The 21,111-nt window shown below is 43.1% G+C and carries 24 protein-coding genes; 14 read left to right on the top strand and 10 right to left on the bottom strand.

Translation table 11 applies throughout. The features are described from left to right. Positions 1-395: 395 nt before the first annotated feature. The 7 genes from KXQ82_RS08150 to KXQ82_RS08180 all read left to right on the top strand — a co-directional run bounded on the left by KXQ82_RS08150 (position 396) and on the right by KXQ82_RS08180 (position 6,677). Positions 396-1,037 (top strand): GNAT family N-acetyltransferase, encoded by a 642-nt coding sequence (locus KXQ82_RS08150; protein ID WP_219487692.1) that lies wholly within the window; start codon positions 396-398, stop codon positions 1,035-1,037. 19 nt (positions 1,038-1,056) lie between these two features. Beyond that, on the top strand, positions 1,057-2,250 hold the full coding sequence (argG, locus tag KXQ82_RS08155) for an argininosuccinate synthase (RefSeq protein ID WP_219487693.1): 1,194 nt from the start codon (positions 1,057-1,059) through the stop codon (positions 2,248-2,250). A 22-nt stretch (positions 2,251-2,272) separates the two neighbouring features. After that, positions 2,273-2,668, top strand: a complete 396-nt coding sequence (locus KXQ82_RS08160; RefSeq protein WP_219487694.1) for a cupin domain-containing protein — start codon at positions 2,273-2,275, stop codon at positions 2,666-2,668. A gap of 13 nt (positions 2,669-2,681) precedes the next feature. After that, positions 2,682-3,746, top strand: coding sequence for an N-acetyl-gamma-glutamyl-phosphate reductase (gene argC, locus KXQ82_RS08165; RefSeq protein ID WP_219487695.1), 1,065 nt, complete (start codon positions 2,682-2,684; stop codon positions 3,744-3,746). 132 nt (positions 3,747-3,878) lie between these two features. Further along, a complete protein-coding gene (locus KXQ82_RS08170; protein WP_219487696.1) occupies positions 3,879-5,030 on the top strand; it encodes an aspartate aminotransferase family protein in 1,152 nt (383 codons plus the stop codon). 59 nt (positions 5,031-5,089) lie between these two features. After that, positions 5,090-6,040 (top strand): Rossmann-fold NAD(P)-binding domain-containing protein, encoded by a 951-nt coding sequence (locus KXQ82_RS08175; RefSeq protein ID WP_219487697.1) that lies wholly within the window; start codon positions 5,090-5,092, stop codon positions 6,038-6,040. Positions 6,041-6,071: 31 nt separating this feature from the next. After that, on the top strand, positions 6,072-6,677 hold the full coding sequence (locus KXQ82_RS08180; protein WP_219487698.1) for an FMN-binding negative transcriptional regulator: 606 nt from the start codon (positions 6,072-6,074) through the stop codon (positions 6,675-6,677). Positions 6,678-6,686: 9 nt separating this feature from the next. Here the strand turns inward: KXQ82_RS08180 and KXQ82_RS08185 are convergent, their stop codons facing one another. Continuing rightward, positions 6,687-7,439: a C40 family peptidase gene (locus tag KXQ82_RS08185; protein ID WP_219487699.1), complete on the bottom strand. Its 753-nt coding sequence runs from the start codon at positions 7,437-7,439 to the stop codon at positions 6,687-6,689. 103 nt (positions 7,440-7,542) lie between these two features. On the opposite strand from KXQ82_RS08185, the gene KXQ82_RS08190 reads away from it, so the two are divergent. Beyond that, positions 7,543-8,094, top strand: coding sequence for a ferritin (locus KXQ82_RS08190; RefSeq protein ID WP_219487700.1), 552 nt, complete (start codon positions 7,543-7,545; stop codon positions 8,092-8,094). 57 nt (positions 8,095-8,151) lie between these two features. Here KXQ82_RS08190 and KXQ82_RS08195 read toward each other — a convergent pair whose 3' ends face one another. Then, the gene (locus tag KXQ82_RS08195) at positions 8,152-8,505 is read right to left on the bottom strand and encodes a 4Fe-4S dicluster domain-containing protein (protein WP_219487701.1); all 354 of its coding nucleotides are present in this window, start codon (positions 8,503-8,505) and stop codon (positions 8,152-8,154) included. A gap of 103 nt (positions 8,506-8,608) precedes the next feature. On the opposite strand from KXQ82_RS08195, the gene KXQ82_RS08200 reads away from it, so the two are divergent. Beyond that, a complete protein-coding gene (locus tag KXQ82_RS08200) occupies positions 8,609-9,655 on the top strand; it encodes an aldehyde dehydrogenase family protein (protein ID WP_219487702.1) in 1,047 nt (348 codons plus the stop codon). A gap of 43 nt (positions 9,656-9,698) precedes the next feature. Here the strand turns inward: KXQ82_RS08200 and KXQ82_RS08205 are convergent, their stop codons facing one another. Next, positions 9,699-10,790, bottom strand: a complete 1,092-nt coding sequence (locus KXQ82_RS08205) for a TlpA disulfide reductase family protein (protein WP_219487703.1) — start codon at positions 10,788-10,790, stop codon at positions 9,699-9,701. A gap of 393 nt (positions 10,791-11,183) precedes the next feature. Here KXQ82_RS08205 and KXQ82_RS08210 point away from each other — a divergent pair, with 393 nt between their 5' ends. The 4 genes from KXQ82_RS08210 to dnaJ all read left to right on the top strand — a co-directional run bounded on the left by KXQ82_RS08210 (position 11,184) and on the right by dnaJ (position 14,113). Then, positions 11,184-11,387, top strand: a complete 204-nt coding sequence (locus KXQ82_RS08210; RefSeq protein ID WP_219488069.1) for a fructose-6-phosphate aldolase — start codon at positions 11,184-11,186, stop codon at positions 11,385-11,387. Continuing rightward, positions 11,384-12,067 (top strand): cell division ATP-binding protein FtsE, encoded by a 684-nt coding sequence (locus KXQ82_RS08215; RefSeq protein WP_219487704.1) that lies wholly within the window; start codon positions 11,384-11,386, stop codon positions 12,065-12,067. Before KXQ82_RS08210 ends, KXQ82_RS08215 begins: the two co-directional genes overlap by 4 nt. A gap of 162 nt (positions 12,068-12,229) precedes the next feature. After that, positions 12,230-12,853, top strand: a complete 624-nt coding sequence (locus KXQ82_RS08220; RefSeq protein WP_255563528.1) for a nucleotide exchange factor GrpE — start codon at positions 12,230-12,232, stop codon at positions 12,851-12,853. Positions 12,854-12,952: 99 nt separating this feature from the next. After that, entirely contained in the window at positions 12,953-14,113 is a 1,161-nt protein-coding gene (gene dnaJ, locus KXQ82_RS08225; protein ID WP_219487705.1) for a molecular chaperone DnaJ, read from the top strand. 186 nt (positions 14,114-14,299) lie between these two features. Here dnaJ and KXQ82_RS08230 read toward each other — a convergent pair whose 3' ends face one another. Genes KXQ82_RS08230 through KXQ82_RS08240 form a run of 3 tightly spaced genes read right to left on the bottom strand, consistent with a single transcriptional unit; the run spans position 14,300 to position 16,657 of the window. Then, a complete protein-coding gene (locus KXQ82_RS08230) occupies positions 14,300-14,956 on the bottom strand; it encodes a YdeI/OmpD-associated family protein (protein WP_219487706.1) in 657 nt (218 codons plus the stop codon). A gap of 4 nt (positions 14,957-14,960) precedes the next feature. Continuing rightward, positions 14,961-15,497: an RNA methyltransferase gene (locus KXQ82_RS08235; RefSeq protein WP_219488071.1), complete on the bottom strand. Its 537-nt coding sequence runs from the start codon at positions 15,495-15,497 to the stop codon at positions 14,961-14,963. Beyond that, on the bottom strand, positions 15,497-16,657 hold the full coding sequence (locus KXQ82_RS08240) for a galactokinase (RefSeq protein WP_219487707.1): 1,161 nt from the start codon (positions 16,655-16,657) through the stop codon (positions 15,497-15,499). Before KXQ82_RS08240 ends, KXQ82_RS08235 begins: the two co-directional genes overlap by 1 nt. Positions 16,658-16,819: 162 nt before the next feature. Between KXQ82_RS08240 and KXQ82_RS08245 the strand changes: the two genes are divergently transcribed. After that, positions 16,820-17,122, top strand: coding sequence for a YciI family protein (locus KXQ82_RS08245; protein ID WP_219487708.1), 303 nt, complete (start codon positions 16,820-16,822; stop codon positions 17,120-17,122). A 179-nt stretch (positions 17,123-17,301) separates the two neighbouring features. Here the strand turns inward: KXQ82_RS08245 and KXQ82_RS08250 are convergent, their stop codons facing one another. Genes KXQ82_RS08250 through KXQ82_RS08265 form a run of 4 tightly spaced genes read right to left on the bottom strand, consistent with a single transcriptional unit; the run spans position 17,302 to position 21,064 of the window. Then, positions 17,302-18,165 (bottom strand): tetratricopeptide repeat protein, encoded by an 864-nt coding sequence (locus KXQ82_RS08250; RefSeq protein ID WP_219487709.1) that lies wholly within the window; start codon positions 18,163-18,165, stop codon positions 17,302-17,304. Between the two features lie 59 nt (positions 18,166-18,224). Beyond that, a complete protein-coding gene (locus tag KXQ82_RS08255) occupies positions 18,225-19,853 on the bottom strand; it encodes an acyl-CoA carboxylase subunit beta (RefSeq protein ID WP_219487710.1) in 1,629 nt (542 codons plus the stop codon). 60 nt (positions 19,854-19,913) lie between these two features. Beyond that, the gene (locus KXQ82_RS08260; RefSeq protein ID WP_219487711.1) at positions 19,914-20,480 is read right to left on the bottom strand and encodes a hypothetical protein; all 567 of its coding nucleotides are present in this window, start codon (positions 20,478-20,480) and stop codon (positions 19,914-19,916) included. A 23-nt stretch (positions 20,481-20,503) separates the two neighbouring features. Continuing rightward, positions 20,504-21,064, bottom strand: a complete 561-nt coding sequence (locus tag KXQ82_RS08265) for a lysozyme inhibitor LprI family protein (RefSeq protein WP_219487712.1) — start codon at positions 21,062-21,064, stop codon at positions 20,504-20,506. Positions 21,065-21,111 lie beyond the last annotated feature (47 nt).

The raw sequence follows: 21,111 nt of genomic DNA on the forward strand, positions 1-21,111 counted from the left end.
TGCAAAGGCCTCCTGGTAATACCCGGAGGCCTTTTTTGTTTATGGCATGCTTTGTGTCAGTTTAATAGCATATAAAGTATATTACTATTGTATATTAAAAAAATTATGCCCTATTTTGCAGGAAATTTTTAGAGATAAAAAACTTTAAATAAAATGAACAAACAAAGCATATTTACGCCTACAACCAGAGCAACAATTGCTCGGGTGGCTTGCGCTTTGGTGTCAACAGTTTTTGCTCCATCTCTTCTCCGACGAAGACTTTTTATATCAAGACTTTGATCTGTAAGATCACACTTGAAAACCACCCGAAAAGGATGCATCTCCTTTTACCCAAACTATTTGTTTTAACTAAGGCTTAGGCCTGTAATCCCAGGTTAATATTACTCGTTTTTAAAATGACCATACAAGATTTTGATATAAGCGTTGCAGGCGGTCAGCATGTTGAATATGCGCAGCAAATATGTGATGAGATGGCCGAATCTGCAAAAGCTCGCGGAACGGGTATAGCTAAGCGCTCGCCCCAATATGTTGCCGATAAAATGCTGGAAGGTAAAGCTGTAATAGCTTTACATAAAGATGGCACATGGGCAGGTTTTTGTTATATAGAAACCTGGAGCCATGGCGATTTTGTAGCTAACTCGGGCCTGATCGTTAATCCGGAGTTTAGGAAGGTTGGCCTGGCTAAAGCGATAAAAGAAAAAGTTTTCGAGCTATCACGCATAAAATTCCCTACCTCAAAAATATTTGGATTAACCACCGGTTTAGCAGTAATGAAGATCAACTCTGATCTGGGTTACGAGCCGGTAACCTACTCTGAACTTACGCAGGATGAGGATTTTTGGAAAGGTTGCAAAAGCTGCGTGAACTACGATATTTTGATGAGTAAAGACAGGAAGAACTGTATGTGTACCGCTATGCTATTTGACCCGGCCGAAAAGCAAAAGGAGTACGAAGACAAAATGAGAAAGATAACGCATAAGGCCACCCTGCTTGAGCGTATTGAAAACGCACTAAAAAAAATAGGCCACGAACAATAGGCCGCTAATAACATATACAATGAAGAAAAAAGTAGTATTGGCTTACAGCGGGGGTTTAGATACCTCATTTTGCTGTATCTATTTAACGCAAGACCTTGGTATGGAAGTTCACTCGGTTATTGTGAACACAGGCGGTTTTAGCGAAGAAGAATTAAAAGGTGTTGAAGAACGCGCTTACAAAATGGGCGTAACCAGTCACCATGTTGTTGATGAAACCGTTGATTTTTATAACGATTGTATCCGCTACCTGATATATGGTAATGTGTTAAAAAATAACACTTACCCCCTATCGGTTAGTGCCGAACGTGTGAGCCAGGCTACAGCTATTGCCAACTACGCAAAAGAAATTGGTGCCGAATATGTTGCCCACGGCAGCACCGGCGCCGGTAACGACCAGGTTAGGTTTGATATGATATTTAATATCCTTGTGCCGGAAGTTAAAATATTGACACCCATACGCGACCTGAAACTAAGCCGCGAAGAAGAGATACAATACCTAAAGGACCATGGTGTGGTGATGAACTTTGAGAAAAACAAATACTCTATCAACAAAGGTATTTGGGGTACATCGGTTGGTGGTAAAGAAACTTTAACATCGCACCAAGGCCTGCCTGAAGATGCCTGGCCAACTCAGGTAACTGAAACAGCGCCAAAACAACTAACCCTTACTTTTGAAAAAGGCGAGTTTGTTGCTATTGACGGCGAACGTTATAAACACCCTACCCAGGCTATACAAGCTTTACAAGCTATTGCACAACCTTATGGCATTGGCCGTGACATTCACGTTGGTGATACCATTATTGGTATTAAGGGCCGTGTAGGCTTTGAAGCCGCGGCGCCTATCATCATCATTAAAGCGCACCATACTTTAGAGAAACACGTATTAACCAAATGGCAATTATCGTGGAAAGACCAACTATCTACCTTCTACGGCAACTGGTTGCACGAAGGGCAGTTTCACGACCCTATTATGCGCAACATCGAGGCATTCCTTACGGATACACAGAAAGCTGTTAGCGGTAAAGTTTTTGTTGAACTGAACGCATATCGTTTCCAGGTGATCGGTATCGAATCGGACCATGATTTGATGTCGAACAAGTTTGGCACTTATGGCGAGATGAACAACTCGTGGAGTGGCGAGGATGTAAAAGGCTTCTCGAAAATATTCGGTAACCAGGTAATGATATACCACAAAGTTAACGGGCAATCATAATCCCGAAAAGGAAATATATAAAATGGATAACGACCAGAGCAACGAAAATAATCTTACTATATCCCCCCTGTTAGGCGCGGTATCAAAATCGAACTGCCTGAACCAATATACCTGGGGCGATGGTTGCTACGGATGGAATTTTGTTGATAGCGAAGCGTTATCCATTAAACAGGAACTGATGCCGCCCGATACTACCGAACAATTACACTATCACGACAAGGCAAACCAGTTCTTTTTTATACTAACGGGCAGGGCCAACTTTACCATTGATGGTGTTGAACATATTTTAAAGCCCAACGAAGGTATCGAGATAAAGGCCGGCCAAAAGCATTATATCAGCAATAAAAATGCCGCCGACCTCGAGTTTATTCTCTATTCGCAGCCATCAACAAAAAACGACAGGATAAACCTGCACTAAAAACTAATAAGCAATGAGCAGTAACCAGATCATACAGGAAAGTCTTACTTTATCCCCCCCTGCCGGCCAGGTTAAAGTTGGTATTATTGGCGGCGCGGGATATACCGGTGGCGAGTTATTGCGTATTTTGATCAACCACCCTAACGTAGAGATTGCTTTTGTGAATAGCAGCAGTAATGCCGGTAATTACATTTACCAGGTGCACACCGACCTGTTTGGCGATACCGACCTGAAATTCAGCAGCGACCTGCACGATGATATTGACGTGTTGTTTTTATGCGTGGGCCATGGCGATGCCAAAAAGTTTTTGGATGCCAACCCGGTAGCGGCCAAGGTAAAGATCATCGATCTGAGCCAGGACTTTAGGCTAACTCAAAATTCAAAATTCAAAAATCCGCATATCACTGCCGATCCGGAACCTGCGTTCCGTGAGTTTGTTTATGGTTTGCCGGAACTGAATCGCGAAAGCATAAAAACTGCTAAAAACATTGCTAACCCGGGTTGTTTTGCCACCTGTTTGCAATTGGGCCTGTTACCACTTGCTGCGAAAGGTTTATTGACCAACGAGGTACATATTACCGCAACAACAGGCTCGACAGGTGCCGGGCAAAAAGCTACAGACACAACACATTTTACCTGGAGGAATGATAACCTGTCGGTATACAAAGTGTTCGATCATCAACATTTAAATGAGATAGGCGAATCGTTAGCACAACTGCAACCCAATGGCGTTGGCGAACTAAACTTTGTGCCATACCGTGGTGATTATACCCGTGGTATTATTGCTTCGATGTACACAGAAAGTGATTTGAGCGAAGAAGAAGCATTGAAGTTGTATAGCGATTATTACGCTTCGCACCCGTTCACCCATGTTACGAGCAGGAATATTGATTTGAAGCAGGTGGTGAATACCAATAAATGCTTTATACAGGTGAAGAAACATGGCAATAAGCTGTTCATCCTTTCGATAATAGATAATTTGACGAAAGGTGCATCGGGCCAGGCAGTTCAGAATATGAATCTGGTGTTTGGCTTAGAAGAAACAACGGGATTAAAACTGAAAGCGGTAGCTTTTTAGTTAAAATAATAAAGCGTCATTGCGAGGCACGAAGCAATCCTCGATAGAACGGTTTGCGACATACAAAGTTTATGGTTGCTTCGTTCCTCGCAATGACGAGATGGAAATAGTTAATACTTAACCTCAACACATATGAAGTTATTCGATGTATACCCTATCAACCCCATTAACATTGTTAAAGGGCAAGGCAGTTTAGTTTGGGATGACAAAGGTCAGGAGTACCTTGACCTTTATGGCGGTCATGCCGTTATTTCCATTGGTCACACGCACCCGCACTACGTGAAGCGATTGGAAGATCAATTGCATCAGATCGGCTTTTACTCAAACTCGATAGAAATACCTTTGCAGGTTGAACTGGCTACCAAATTGGGCCATGTTTCGGGTAAGGAAGACTATCAGTTGTTTTTGGTTAACTCGGGCGCCGAGGCTAATGAGAACGCGCTGAAACTGGCTTCGTTTTATAATGGCCGTAAAAAGGTGGTGGCTTTCCGTAAGGCTTTCCATGGCCGTACTTCGCTGGCTGTTGCGGTTACCGATAACCCGAAGATAGTAGCCCCGATAAACGAGACCGACAATGTGATATTTTTACCATGGTGCGATGAGGCTGCTTTAGAGCAGGCTTTCGCCGAACAAGGCGATCAAATATCATCCGTAATTATTGAAGGTATACAAGGCGTTGGCGGTATACAGGTGGCTACCGAAAGCTTCCTGCAAAAGATACGTTCGCTTTGCGACAAATATAACGCGGTATTTATTGCCGACTCGGTACAATGCGGCTATGGCCGTACAGGCAAGTTTTACTCGCAGGATTTTGCGGGTGTTGATGCCGATATTTATAGCATGGCTAAGGGTATGGGCAACGGCTTCCCGATAGGCGCTATATCCATCGCGCCGAAAATAAAACCGGCTTACTTTATGCTGGGTACCACTTTTGGTGGTAACCACCTGGCTTGCGCCGCGGCTTTGGCTGTGCTGGAAGTAATGGAGCAGGATAAGCTGATGCAAAACGCTGCTACCGTTGGCGGTTACTTGATAGAAGAGCTTAAAAAATTCCCGCAAGTGAAAGAAGTGCGTGGCCGTGGTTTGATGATAGGTATTGAATTGCCCGAAGAACTGGCCCATGCTAAAAAAGACCTGTTGTTTAAACACCACATCTTTACCGGTGAAGCCAAGCCAAACGTGATCAGGTTATTACCGGCACTTAACTTAAGCAAAACTCACGCCGATAGATTTTTAGACGCTTTTACCAGCGTATTAAAATCAAGCGAGGTTGTAGCACATTAATAAACATATACCAGATAACAATGCTTTAAGCTTTATGCTTTAAGTCTTATGCTAAAAGAATGAAACTATTCTCATCCGTAAACGACGTTACCGACATTAAACAATTAGTTGCCGATGCGCTGCATTTAAAGCAAAACCCTTATGCCCACAAGCATTTGGGCGAGAACCGCACCCTTGGCCTTATGTTTTTAAACCCGAGCCTGCGCACACGCTTAAGCACGCAAAAAGCGGCTGCCAACTTGGGAATGAATGTAATGGTGATGAACGTTGATAAGGAAGGCTGGGCATTGGAGTTTAATGATAATGTGATAATGAACGGCACCACCGTTGAGCACATACGCGAAGCGGCCGGTGTAATGGGCCAGTACCTGGATATTTTAGGTATCCGCTCCTTCCCGGGCTTAAAAGATCGTGAATTGGATTACAGCGAAGAGATTTTCAATAAGTTTGTTGAATTTAGCAAGATTCCGGTGGTTAGCCTTGAATCGGCAACGCGCCACCCGTTGCAAAGCCTGGCCGATCTGGTTACCATTGAAGAATTAAAAACCCGCCCATGGCCAAAAGTAGTGCTTACTTGGGCACCACATGTTAAAGCGTTGCCGCAAGCTGTACCCAACTCCTTTGCCGAATGGATGTGCAAAGCCGAGGTTGATTTTGTAATAGCACACCCTAAAGGTTACGAGCTTTGCGAAGATTTTACCAAAGGCGCAACCATTACCCATAACCAGGAAGAAGCTTTAACCGATGCTGATTTTATTTATGTGAAGAACTGGTCGGCATATGAGCCTTACGGACAAGTAATAAGCGGCCATGATGACTGGATGCTCACTAACGATAAGCTAACCAATACTAACGATGCCAAAGTAATGCACTGCCTCCCGGTACGGCGCAATTTAGAGCTCTCTGCCGAGGTATTAGACGGCCCGAACTCATTGGTGGCACACGAAGCGGGGAACCGTGTGTGGGCCGCGCAGGCGGTATTGAAGCAGATGCTGGAAGGATTGCAGTAGCATTGCAGTTTATATGATTTAGTATATCCCGATGTATATCCCAAAACACTTTCAAAATACTGATAATGCTTCGATACTCGAATTTATCCGGAAGTATAGTTTTGGAACTCTTATCACATCGCAAGATAATATACCCGTGGCTACCCACCTGCCCTTTTTGGTTGAGGAACGCGATGGGGAACTTATTCTGGTATCACATCTGGCGAAAGCTAACCCGCAGGAAAAGCAGTTACCAGCCGGTGAAGCATTAGTGATATTTACCGAACCGCATGCTTATATCTCGCCCAAACATTACGAGAAAGAACAAAGCGTACCTACCTGGAACTACATAGCGGTACACGCTTATGGCAAGGCAACTATTATTGAAGCGGAGGATGAACTATTGGCCATGATGGAGAAAATGATAACCCAGTATGATACCGCTTACCTTAACCAATGGAATAACCTTCCCGCCGAATTTAAGACGAGGATGTTTAAGGGCATTGTAGCTTTCGAGATCAAAGTAACATCGCTGCAGGCTAAAAATAAACTCAGCCAAAACCGCAGCGAAACTGAGCGAAAGAGCATTATTGAATCTTTTGAAAAGAGTGATGATACTAATGAAGTGGAGATAGCGAAGTATATGAAGAAAGGCTAATAATAACCCTTACAAAAACCTCTTTACAATTCTTAGTGTATGCGTATATTTCTTTAGCTCATCCGAGTAAATGCCCTGGTTATCTATACGATCTATCTTCACTTTGCCCGATGCATGAATGATACGATCGTTGCCCAGCATCATACCCACATGGATAATACGGCCTTCGGCATTATCAAAAAAGGCAAGGTCGCCGGCTTGGGCAGCCTGTAAAAAATCAACAACATTACCCTGCCCTGCCTGCTGCCAGGCATCGCGTTGCAGGTTTACGCCTTGTGTGCGCATAAGCGCCTGTACATAACCCGAGCAATCAATACCCGCATGTGTACGGCCGCCCCAAACATATGGTGCATTTAAAAATGCCCGGGCAATATTGACAAGGTTATTCGGATGATTTTGTAGCTCAATATGGTATTCTTCGTTGCCAATAGTACATTTACCATCTTCAAAAAATGGCAGCGAGCTACCAAAAGGAATGTAGATCTTCGATTGGTCGGACAGTTTAACTGCTTCGGTAATAATATCATTAGTAATTACCGATGGTTTGCCGGTAACCAGTTGATAGCCATCAAGAGCAGCAAATTGCAGGTCGCTTATCCAGCCATGGTAGCCATCAAAGGTAGTAACTACGCGTACCCAGTTATCAACGCGCTCCAGCAGCTCAAAGGTTTCGCCAAATAGCAGTTGCGATACCATTTCACTTTGATGCCTTGGTTCGGCCCTTAGCGGGATCATACCCAAATTACAGATACCATATTCCATAACACAAATTTATCACAAACTTTTGTTTTGGCGGGCATATATCTGGTCACAAAAAACACATATCGCCTACAAACCATTCCGCACATTTTGGGTTTACACTTTTATGGAAACCAACAGATTATCACCTACACTTGCACAAGCCTTGAACGATCAGATGACCAACGAGGCACACAATGCCCAGATATACCTTGCGTACGCCTCATGGGCGGCTGATAAGGGTTACGATGGCATATCAAACTTCCTGTTTCGCCACGCCAACGAAGAGCGCAACCATATGATGAAGTTTTTGGAGTACATCCTTAAACGAGGCGGAAAAGTAGTGGTTACAGCCATACCTGCCCCCGGCCCCGATCCGGTTAGTGTGAACGACTGCTTTGAAAAAGTATTTAAATCGGAAGTGGAGAACACGGCCAAGATATACGACATTGTAAACATGAGCATGGCCGAAAAAGACTGGGCCACCTGGAATTTTATGCAATGGTTTGTTAAAGAGCAAACCGAAGAAGAAACCCTGGCTATGGACCTGCTATCAAAAATAAAGGTAGCCGGCGGTGAGAATGCCAAGGATACTGCACTTTACAACCTGGATAGAGATATGGCTACAAAACCCGATGATGCTACCTTAGCACAGGATGCTACGGTTGATAATCCCTAACAACAAAAAAGGCTCCCGGAATATCACGGGAGCCTTTTAAATATTTAAAACGAAATATTATTCGTTCATGTGCAGCCAATCTTTTTTGGCTAACAGTTCTTCTTTTGTTTCGCGAACGTCTTCGTCATCTACACAGCAATCAACCGGGCAAACGGCAGCACATTGAGGCTCATCGTGAAAACCTACACACTCGGTACATTTATCAGGAACTATGTAGTAAACTTCGTCGTTTATCGCAGCCTGTGCTTCTTCTGCGTTTAAGGTAACACCGTCACCAAAGTCGATAACTCCTTTTAAACCGGTACCATCTGAAAAACGCCATGAAGCGCCTGCATCGTAAATAGCGTTGTTCGGGCATTCCGGCTCACAAGCGCCGCAATTGATGCATTCGTCAGTGATTATAATTGCCATGTTTTATAAAAATATATTTCCTAAAAAATTACCTTTGCCTTTCGGCTTTATCCTGCAAAGATAACAAAAAATCCGCTTTGCAGTTACACACCGTGCCATAAATATGTCAAAAGCAAAAAATATATACTTAATCGGTCGTCTTTCTGAACTGGGTACTAAATTATTAAACCCTGATGCCGCCTTACTTGATATCATTGAAAGCGAGCATCTTTACAATGCCTGGTTCACGCCCGAAAGTACGGCAAATGCCGTTAAAGCTATTGGCAGGATGTTGAATGAAGCTGAATTGACTAAATGGTTAAGTCAGGAGTCAGGAGTAAAAAGTGTTGAGCCAAAAGAAAAGACTCACAACTCACTCAAAGTTGGCTTAATCCTTGCGGGTAATATCCCATTGGTTGGTTTTCACGATGTGCTTTGTGTTATCGCATCTGGGCATCACGCATTGATCAAAGCCTCATCAAATGATGCCCGGCTCATCAAATATATCCTCGGCCTGTTTATTGAGATAGCCCCCGAATATGCCAACAGCTACAGTTTTGTTGACCGCCTTGCAGATTTTGATGCCGTAATAGCCACAGGCAGCAACAATACCTCGCGCTATTTTGAGTATTACTTTGGTAAAGTGCCAAATATCATCCGCAAAAACCGCAACAGCATTGCCTTGCTAACCGGTAAAGAAAGCCGTGAAGATCTGTTTAAACTCGGCCATGATATTTTTGATTATTTTGGTTTAGGATGTCGCAATGTATCCAAACTATTGGTACCAAAAGGATATGATTTTGTGCCTTTCTTTGAATCCATTGAGCCGCACCAACCTATCATCAACCATCACAAATACAACAACAATTACGATTACAACAAATCAATATACCTGGTAAACGGCGATAAGCACCTTGATAATGGTTTTTTACTGGTGAAAGAAGACGAGCGACTGGCCTCGCCCCTTGCGGTTTTGTATTTTGAGTATTATGATGACCTTGACGATGCACAGATACGCCTGGCTGAATTGAGCGATAACATCCAATGCATTGTGAGTGACATACCGCTAAACCAAAGCAACCAGGTAGTGGGTTTTGGAGAAAGCCAAAAGCCTAAACTTTGGGATTATGCAGATGGTGTGGATACCCTGGCGTTTTTAAATGAATTATAAAGTAGCTATCTTTAATTACCGGTGCCCTCTGCCAAATATGCGATCATAGCCCTTTGCTAATATACTCTTCCAAATTATTATAATAAACGTCGTTCATTTCGGGGCCATTGTAAATTATCTTACCCTGTTTGTCAACAATGAGGTATACCGGTACCGCATTTACCGCATACTGGCTCGCTATTTTACTATCCTGCCAATTTACACCTTCAGATACATTTATCCAGTCAAGTTTATTTTCTCTGATATGTTTTTTCCATTTAACTGCATTACCATCCAAATTAAAATAGACTACTTTTAAACCCTGTGGTCTGTATTTATGATACAATACAAGCATTTTCTTTTGAACTATTTGACAAGGAACACACCATGTTGCCGAAAAAACGATAACGTAGGCACTACCTTTCAAACTGCTGTTAGTAAACGTTTTCCCTTTGTCTGTCGCCACACTAAATAATGGCGCTGGCATGCCAACTTTTGTGGAACTATATTTATCCATCGCAGCCGCGAATGGCTTACCAAGAAACGAGCTTTTTACCGACGGACTAAATGAATTAAACACTTTTAAAGCTAAATCTTTATTACCCATATGTCGGGAAATCCGGTCGAGTTCAAATACACTGCAATCATCGTTTGGATAGTTCATCAATAATGTCAGTTGTTCCTTTTGTATCAGTTGTTGTTTGTTGTCTTTTGTATTTCGATCCTGTAAGGCCAGTTCTACACTATCAAGTTGTTGATGTATATAATTAGGCCGTGAGTTAACAATCCCCGCTTTCGAAAACTTATTATTGAAATGCTTTTCGTTCGGATAAACTTCCTGAGCAACAAATTGATTTTCTTTGGCTTCCAATACAACATTCACACTCCATCTGTTACCCTTTTTGTCTGTTGCCAAAATATCTGCAACGGTGTAGGGCTTGCTCATTGTACCTTTAATAGTAAAACTTCCGTTACTAACTATAGCAACATTAGCGTCCGATCCTAAACTAACACCCGAACTTACATCAAACAAAACTAATTCAACTTTTTGTCCGTTAAGGCTTTGCGGCACTTTACCGGTAACCGTAAAGTTTTGCTGGCCATAAACATGGCCAAAGCACAAAATAGCAAGACAATTAAAGATCAAAGGTTTCATAACGGCTGCGGTTAGGTTATCAAATATAGGTATTCGCAAAACATATTGAAAAGGGTGGTATTTTCAACTTTTTCTCACACCCAACCAACTTTCTATTTATTGCCATTTTTGCAACCACATATCCACCGAACGGGTGATGATTACGGGAACGGAAAGATATTGGAGCAGTATGTGCCAATCCTAAACTGTAAGGTGACAATGCCAGACCGTCCTTGCGGGACACGAAGCAATCCTAAACTGTTAAGGTAATAAACTATTACAGTAGCCATTGCAAAACGACAACAAGATTTTTGCGATGATATCCTGAATGAATAACATGGTTAGGATTGCTTCGTGCCTCGCAATGACGCGATGGAGAAACAAATCCGAAATCAATTTACTACCTTTACATCCATGTATGTGATCAAAGTTAAAGGCGTTGCCAAAATACCCGACTACGTACAATTGCGCGATGAGAAATTCACCCTGCTGGCTTATTTCAGGGTTGACAGGCCTGATAAATCGCTTGACAAAATTGGCCTTGGCGACAAAGCGGACTATATAATGAATGTGGTAAAGGACCTTCCTTTCGGGCAGATCTTAAAATTGGAACTATGATAGGTAACTCGGTAATAAAATTAGATGGCGTTGATGTTTTTCAACAAAAACACCTGGTACTCAGCAATGTAAACCTGCATGTAGATAAAGGCGATTTTGTTTGGCTGATAGGCCAAACGGGGTCGGGTAAGAGCAGTTTGCTAAAAATTATTTACGGCGACCTGCATATTAACAGCGGCCAGGGCCATGCCTGCGGCTACGACCTAAAAACACTATCGACCAAGGAAGTGCCTTTTTTGCGCCGTAAACTGGGCATTGTTTTCCAGGATTTTCAGTTACTGACCGACCGTACCGTTGCCCAAAACCTGGAGTTTGTAATGAAAGCTACCGGCTGGAAAGAAAAAAACCTGATAGCCGAACGCACCCGTGATGTACTGGAAAAAGTTGGCCTGCGCTCTAAAATGAACAAAATGCCACATGAGCTTTCCGGTGGCGAGCAGCAACGCGTGGTAGTTGCCCGTGCTTTACTTAACGACCCTGAAATTATACTGGCAGATGAACCAACCGGTAACCTTGACCCGGAAACATCCGAAGACCTGATCATGTTGCTAAAACAGATCAGTCAGAACGGCACCGCGGTACTGGTTGCCACGCATGATTACCAGATCATTCGCGCCTTCCCTTCGCGCATTATTAAGTGCGATAACGGGAAAGTTTTGGAAGATGTGCAGATAGCGTAGGATTAGTGAGTGGTGAATTGTGAGCGGTGAGTAGTTGAAAAAAACTGCCACTGCTGTCTTGATTTCCGCTAATGCGGACAAAAAATCTTAGAAAATTTAATTTTACTGTCAGCTTGTCGCGATATAGCGAATGGCAGGATACTTGTTTTGCCCGATATACTTATGAAGTTTAACGACATGTTAAAGAAGAAAAAACAAGAGCCGGCAGCAGCTCCCGAAGATTTGAATGAACTTATGGACGAGATACAAGATGTAAACGAAGCCCGCCAGAACATGGAGCTTGATAATGAGAACGAAGAGCAGGAAGCGCAACCACAGGCGGCAGCCGAAGCGGAACTAAGTGCCGAAGAGAAACTAAAAGATCAACTGGTACAGGCCAATGATAAATACCTGCGCTTGTATGCCGAGTTTGATAACTTCCGCCGCCGTACAGCTAAAGAGCGCCAGGAGTTGTTATTGAGTGGTGGTAAAGATGTTTTGGCAGCCTTATTACCTGTTGCCGATGATTTTGAGCGTGCGCTTAAAGCCATGGAAACCGCTACGGATATTATCCCCGTTAAGGAAGGCGTTGCTTTGATACAAAACAAGCTAAAACATATTTTAACAGGTAAAGGCGTAAAAGAAATGGAAACCAAAGGCCAAACCTTTGATGCCGATATACATGAAGCCATTACTAACATACCCGCCGGCGATGAAATGAAAGGTAAAGTAGTTGATGAGCTGGAAAAGGGTTATTATTTGAACGACAAAGTGTTACGCTTTGCGAAGGTAGTAGTAGGTGGATAAGAAATGGATCGATTTATTGAATGATTGATTTATTGAGTGTGAAAGCATTAAAAAAATCAATCAATCGATAAATCACTAAATCAATCATTAAAAAGATACATGTCAAAAAGAGATTACTACGATGTGCTTGGTGTAGCGAAGGGTTCGTCGGCAGATGAGATAAAAAAAGGCTACCGTAAAATGGCCATTAAATATCACCCGGATAAAAACCCGGATGATAAGGCTGCCGAGGAAAGTTTTAAAGAAGCTGCCGAGGCTTACGAAGTGTTGAGCAACCCCGAAAAACGCCAGCGGTACGATCAGTTTGGCCATGCGGCTAATGCCTCATCGGCAAGTGGTGGCGGCTATGGTGGTGGTGGCATGGATATGAACGACATATTCAGCCAGTTTGGCGATATTTTTGGCGGCGGCAGTCCGTTTGAAGGTTTCTTTGGCGGCGGGGGTCAGCAGCGCGGCGGAAGGCGTGTTGTTAAAGGTACTAACCTGCGTATTAAGGTGCGTTTAAGCCTGGAAGAAATTGCCAACGGCGCCGAGAAGAAGATAAAGGTAAATAAGCAAGTGCTTTGTGGCACCTGCGATGGTACGGGCGCTAAAGATAAATCATCTTTCCAAACCTGTAAAACATGTGGTGGCCAGGGTGCCGTGCGCCGTGTTACCAATACCATTTTGGGCCAGATGCAAACTACCAGCACCTGCCCTACCTGTAACGGCGAAGGCACACAGATCACATCAAAATGTAATACCTGCCATGGCGATGGCGTAGTGCGCGGCGAAGAAACTATCAGCATCAACATCCCTGCAGGTGTTAGCGAAGGCATGCAGCTGAGTATGAGCGGCAAAGGTAACGCTGCCCCGCGCGGCGGCGTACCCGGCGACCTTATCATATTAATTGAAGAGATACCTCACGAAACGCTTAAACGCGATGGCAACAATGTAATATACGACCTGCACATCAGCTTTATTGATGCCGCTTTAGGTACCAGCATTGAGATACCAACCATTGACGGAAAAGCCAAAATTAAGATAGACCCCGGAACACAAGGCGGCCGCATATTGCGCTTAAAAGGCAAAGGTGTACCCGAAGTAAACTCGTACCACCGCGGCGATCAGCTCATCCACATTAACGTGTGGACACCAAAAGCCCTAAGCAAAGACGAGCGCGAGCTACTGGAGAAACTCCAAAACTCACCCAACTTTAAACCCAACCCGGGAAAGAACGAGAAAAGCTTTTTCGAGCGGATGAAGGAGTATTTTGAGTAACTCCGAAGACTGAGGTCAGAAGTTAGATGAATGATATTTAAAAGCTCAGAACCTATGGTTTTGGGCTTTTTTATTTAAGCCGTCATTGCGAGGCACGAAGCAACCTCTGCGCGACAGGTCTCCGATTGGCATCATCGATTAGCATGTGTAGAGGTTGCTTCGCTATCGCTCGCAATGACTCGGTAGTTATTTCTCCGACGGATTCCTCTTCCCTCCTAACAGCATCTCCACCATCTTCACCAATCTTGCATCGCGGGTTTTTTGTTGTTTGGCGGTAAGTATCCACATGATGTATTCTTTACGGTGCGAGTAGGCTAATTTGTTATAGTTTATCAAAGCTGTTGGTTCAGCTTCCAAAACTTGCTGCACATCCGGTGGCAGGTTGATGAGTTTTTTGTCCACATCAATGTATTCGCCGTAAGCGTTGTCTCGTATCTCATCTACGCATACACCGCTCTTTTTAGCCAAACCTTCGCGGCGGATGCGTACGCAGCTCCATTGTTCGTCAAAAGCGACGGCAGCAACAACTTCTACACCAAACGGTGCAAGCATATCCCACTCCATCATGGCAAGGTCGGTAGGTATTTTTGAACTTTTCTTAGGATAACAAACCCAGGCTATGGTATCTGTTTTGATAAGCGGTGCTAAAACTACCAGTTGCTTCACCATTTCATCGCGCCAGCTACTGAAAAACAATATCCCATCAAAACTACCCGGTGCTTCAAACGAAGCTGTTACGCCTTCGGCCAATGGAGATAGCAATTCCATCTTTTCCGGAGGTACATTGTAAAACAACCAGTTGGTATTTGGCTTGATGAAGAGTTTTTTGGCAAGGGTATTCATAACCTTAGGATTTAAGGTTCAATTTATAAAAAAAGTCCCACAAAATAATACCCTGCGAAACAGAGATATTAAAAGAATGCTTGGTGCCAAACTGCGGTATCTCAATACAGGCATCAATATGCTGCATCACTTCATCATCTACACCATTTACTTCGTTGCCAAAAATAAGGGCGTATTTTTTACCCTTTTCGGGAATGAACTCGTGCAGCATCACGCTATTCTCTGCCTGCTCTATGGCTATAATGATATAGCCGCTTTCGCGGAGATGAACCACAGCATCCATAGTAGTAGCAAAATGATTCCAGGTAACAGATTGTGTTGCACCCAATGCCGTTTTCTCTATCTCGCGGTTTGGCGGCGTACCGGTTATCCCGCAAAGGCAAACCTGCTCTACGGCAAACGCATCCGATGTACGAAAGATAGAGCCCACATTATGCAAACTGCGCACATTATCGGCAACTATGGCAACAGGTAGTTTATCCTGTTGCCTAAATTCATCAACCGTTGCCCGGTTCAGTTCATCCAGTTTTAACTTGCGGATCATCCGTTCTCCAATTCGCAAACGCCGGTGCCTATCAGCGAGCTGTATACAGCCGGCGCATAACCTATCTTCTCTTCGTAATACAAGGTAAATTTGGTAATAAAGCTTTCCAGGCTGTCCTTTTTCACTATCGCTATACCGCAACCACCAAAGCCGGCACCCGTCATACGGGCTCCAATTACGTTCGGGTCGGTCTTGCCATATTCGGCAATGGTATCCAGTTCTTTTCCGCTTACTTCGTACAGGTTCTTTAATGAATCATGACTGGCGTACATCAGTTGGCCAAACTCTTCAAGGTTGTTGCTTGCCAATGCTTTCGCAGCAAGCTTAACACGCTCGTTCTCGTACACCACGTGAGTGGCACGGTTCAATACTATTGGGTCGGTAATTAAGTGTTTATGTAACTCAAACGTCGCGCTGTCAAGGTCGCAGAGGTTGGCAATATCCAGTTCCTGTTGCAATTGTTTCAAAGCCGTTTGGCATTCGGTAACACGCTCGTTGTACTTAGATTCGGCCAGTTTACGCAGTTTATTGGTGTTAATGATAGCCAATAGATAATCGCCCAGGTTGCTGTCAACAGCCTCATAATCCAAAGTATCACAATTCAATACCAATGCTTTATCCTTTTCACCAAATGCCACCGCAAACTGATCCATAATACCGCTATTCACGCCGATAAACTCGTTCTCTACTCGTTTTGAAATCAGCACCAATTCAAGCTTGCTAAGGCCGCAGTTAAATAGTTCGTTCAATGCGAAAGCCGTAACTACTTCAATAGATGCTGATGATGAAAGCCCGGAACCTATCGGGATATCGCCATAATACAGCATATCCAAACCTTGCAATTCTTTACCACCTTCAATAAAATAATTGATTACACCCAAAGGGTAGTTATACCATTCCTCTCCCGACTTGGTGTAAGTATCCTGCAAAGGTATTTCCAACGCATCATCAAAATTTACACTTTTAAAACGGAACACTTTATCATCGTTCTTCGCGATAAGCATATAAGTACCGGGTGTAATGGCGCAAGGCATTACAAGGCCGCCGTTATAATCAATATGCTCGCCTATCAGGTTTACCCTTCCCGGCGAAAAAAATGTATTTGTAGCTGTTTTGCCGTATCGTTTTTTAAAATCCTCGTGTAGTTGTGCTTTCATTTGGTTGTATTTCACTCATTTTCAATTAGTTTTAATAATGAGTACAGGTTTTATTATGAGCATCAAATATGCTTAAAAAAAATTAATATTGTATAAAGTACACTTACTACAAAAACAAAAATCGTAGTATTGAATTATACTTAAAACCAATTCAACAATACCATGAAGCAATACATCATCACCGGGTACGACCATACCGACGAAGGCGCTCAAAAACGCCGTGCAGACGTACGCCCCCACCACCTTGACGGGGCGCGTGAACTAAAAGCCAATAACAACTATGTAATGGGCGGCGCTATTTTAGATGACGAAGGCAAAATGATTGGCTCGGTAATGGTACTGCAATTTGAAACCGAAGAAGAACTGGAAGCATGGAAAATGAAGGAAATATACATAACCGCCGGCGTTTGGGAAACCGTGGATGTGAAACCGTTTAAGGTAGCGTTTTCGGTGCAACAAAATTAAAAAAGATCGTCATTGCGAGGCACGAAGAAATCCTCGATAGAAAGGTATGCGACATGCACGATGCTAATGAATAGTTTAGGATTGCTTCGTTCCTCGCAAAGACGTGATGGTTAAATCAAAAATCAAGTCTGCATTATCCCAACATTAAAAGCTCCCTCAACAGACGCGTGATTAGGCGCTTACAATTCAGTTATCAAACGGTAAAGTGGCAATCGGCGAAATTGCTGCAACATCTGTTCTTTTGTAAAAAAGAAATTCTTTTTTGATTCTAATTCATTCTTTCGCAAAAGAACACTACCATTAGCCACCGTTATGGTTGATCCATAAAACTGTATTTTGCAGGTCAGGCTCTTTTCAAAATAAGTCGAATCATTTTTCGTTGGTTTAAGGTCTTCAATATACTGATAGGATCCTTCGGCTTTCTTTAACTCTTTCTTTATATTTTTGTTACTATACTGATGCTTAAGTAATGTTAAATACCGCATACAAACGCTATCATGCTTTAGCGAGTCTTTTAGATTAACCGGCTCAGGGAAAAACTTAAACAAATATCCTAATTGCCTGTAAGTACTAAAAATATAAGGCGTTAAAACAACAACCGCGCTGTCTTTAAGCTTTAAACCTTCATAACATTTTGATAGCGCAATAGCCCGGTAGTAATTAACTTCAAATTGATTAATATCAGAAAAATGCGCGTGCGACCATGCACCATCATGCATGGCATAGTAATACAATGCCTTCCTGAAATTTTTTTCTTTTAAATATATCTCCGCAAGGTTACCACGCGCATTCTCTTGCAATGACAAGTCATAACCTGTAACAGGTTTTTCGGGAGAAACGATTTGAGTCAGGATTTTTTTTGCCTGTTCCAAACTATCTAACCTGGTATAACATGTTGAAAGCATTAATTCGGAATAAGATGAATGATAACGTAGCTTCTTTTCAGATGCAATTAATTGATGATACAAATTTATGGCTTGTGAGTAATGCCCATTATGAAAAGCACTGAATGCCGTATCGCTCAAACTGATTGATTGAGCCATAGTATATTTAAAGGGCATTAATAAAAAGAGTGTAAATATTATCTTGAATCTCATAAATCCTAAGTCTGTATCACCCCCACATTAAACGCCTTCTCAATCGGCGCGTGATTAGCTGCCTCTATCCCCATCGAAATCACTTTACGGGTTTCCAGCGGGTCGATGATTCCATCAACCCATAAGCGTGCGGCGGCGTAGTATGGTGTGGTTTGGGTGTTGTAGCGGTCGGTAATTTCTTTGAGCAATTCGTCTTCCTGTTCTTTGCTAATCACTTCCCCTTTTGCTACCATGCCCGATGTGCGCATCTGCAGCAGCGTTTTAGCCGCTTGCGAACCACCCATTACCGCCAGTTTGGCCGATGGCCAGGCGTATATCAATCGTGGATCATAAGCTTTGCCACACATGGCATAATTGCCCGCGCCGTAGCTGTTGCCTATGATGAAGGTGAATTTAGGCACCACGGAGTTTGCCACCGCGTTCACCATTTTGGCGCCGTCTTTTATAATTCCCCCCTGTTCTGAGCGGCTGCCTACCATAAAGCCGGTAACATCCTGCAAAAACACCAGTGGTATTTTCTTTTGGTTACAGTTCATGATAAAGCGTGTGGCTTTATCCGCCGAATCAGAATAGATCACACCGCCAAACTGCATCTCCCCCTTTTTGCTTTTGAGTACAATGCGCTGGTTGGCCACAATACCTACCGCCCAGCCATCCACACGGCCCAGGCCACAGATGATGGATTGACCGTAACCATCTTTATATTCCTCAAATTCTGACTCATCTACTAACCGTTTGATGATCTCCATCATATCGTAAGGCTTTTCGCGATTTTCAGGAATGATGCCGTAAATATCTTCCTGTTTCAGTGCGGGTAATTTAGGCTTAACACGATCGAAACCCGCTTTGTTGTAATCGCCTACCTTATCCATTATATTGCGTATAGCATCTAAGCAAGCGGCATCATTGGGCATTTTATAATCGGTAACGCCGGATATTTCGCAGTGGGTAGTAGCGCCGCCGAGGGTTTCGTTATCCACATCTTCCCCTATGGCCGACTTAACGAGATACGATCCCGCAAGGAAAACTGAACCCGTACCATCTACGATCATGGCCTCATCACTCATAATGGGCAGGTAAGCGCCACCCGCCACGCATGAGCCCATAATGGCCGATATCTGGATGATACCGCTGCTGCTCATGATGGCATTATTTCGAAATATCCTTCCAAAGTGCTCCTTGTCGGGAAATATCTCATCCTGCAAAGGCAAAAATACACCGGCCGAGTCAACAAGATAGATAATAGGCAAACGGTTTTCCATGGCTATCTCCTGCGCGCGCAGGTTTTTCTTGGCCGTCATCGGGAACCAGGCACCAGCCTTTACCGTGGCATCATTAGCCACAATAACACATTGCCTGCCCGATACATAACCAATACCACAAACCACACCTGCAGATGGGCAGCCGCCGTACTCGGCATACATGCCTTCGGCAGCGAGTGCGCCTACTTCCAGCCAGGGTTTATCTTTATCGATTAAATAAGCAACACGCTCACGGGCCAGCATTTTGCCTTTTTCCTTTTGTTTGGCGGCCGCCTTTTCGCCCCCACCAACAAATACCTTTTTGAGTTTGGTTTTAAGGTCATAAACTAACTGTTTATTGATGTCTTCGTTCTTATTAAAATCGATGTTCATAAAGGCGGTCAATTGGAAAATATAAAATTGATGAAAAATTATGGGATTAGGTATGCAATACTAATGCATACATCCCATATAAATATCCGCTTTAAGAACAAACGAGCTGGCAGATGTTTTTTTAAGAAGTACTAAAGCGCTATCGGCACTACTTTTCTTTTCGTAAATACCTGATAACAAAGCCATCATTTTTTCATTTGACGAGCCCTTATATGCATTCAAATATTCAATGCTCAGGCTTTCACCTTCACCACGCCGTAAAAAGTAATCACCCGCATAAATTTCGTCGGGGTCATTATCTGGTAGCTGTATTAAGTTTTTTTTGGGGTTATAAAACCGGCCGAGGGTATCTATTTTAATTTTGAGGGGTTTATTAATGGATATCATTTTTTGATGAAGTACATCATAATTTAAACCGGTATCGGCAATTACAATATAATATGGCAGTATTTCCGATTCCGCGTTATCATCTGTAGTGGCTTTATAACTTTGAGTTACATGGGTCACCTTTTTAGTATGCAGCGGAGCCGTACTAAACTTGGTTTGCAGTTCACCGGCTTTGCCTCGGTCACCCGAGTGGCATGCGGGTAACAGTGCAACACACAACAATAAAAAAGCTTTATTCATTACACTAATATAACCTTACAGGTTTAATTATACAACCCGGCGTAATACTTCCATAATTTAAGTGCTCTTTCTTTTATTAGCTCCATATAATGCGATGACCGAAAGTTTGATTGAATTGTACCACCACCGGAGTACTCATCCTGGGTAAGCATGCCGTAAAGTTTCAACTCATTATCGCGATAAGCCAGCCAGCTGCGCTGTGCTGTCAATAAAACAGCTTTGTCTTTTGGTTTTAATTTGGCCGATAACAGTTTGTAATATTTGTTCATCAGTACATCGTATTTGGCGGCCGCATCATAAACTATCTTATTCATGCCGGTTGTTGAATAATCGTAATCCATCGCTTTATTCAAAAAACGCTCTATCTTAAAGGTATCCGTACAAAACTTTACCGATTCATCAAACTTATCGGTCCGCTCCTGCGTTTCCTTTTCCAGTTTTACCAAAAACACGGGTATTTCCTTTTCAATTTCAGCATTTATCTTCTTTTCTATAGCGGGGGTTATGGGTGTAGGTCCATCGTGCTTTTGTGCAAAAGTAAGAGTCGAAAAAAGCAATATCACCGGCAGCAAATAGTATTTCATTTTATCGTTATAATTGTAATACAATATTACAGCTATGCGTTCACCCT

The sequence above is a fragment of the Mucilaginibacter rivuli genome (genome assembly GCF_019391655.1).
Lineage (GTDB): Bacteria > Bacteroidota > Bacteroidia > Sphingobacteriales > Sphingobacteriaceae > Mucilaginibacter > Mucilaginibacter rivuli.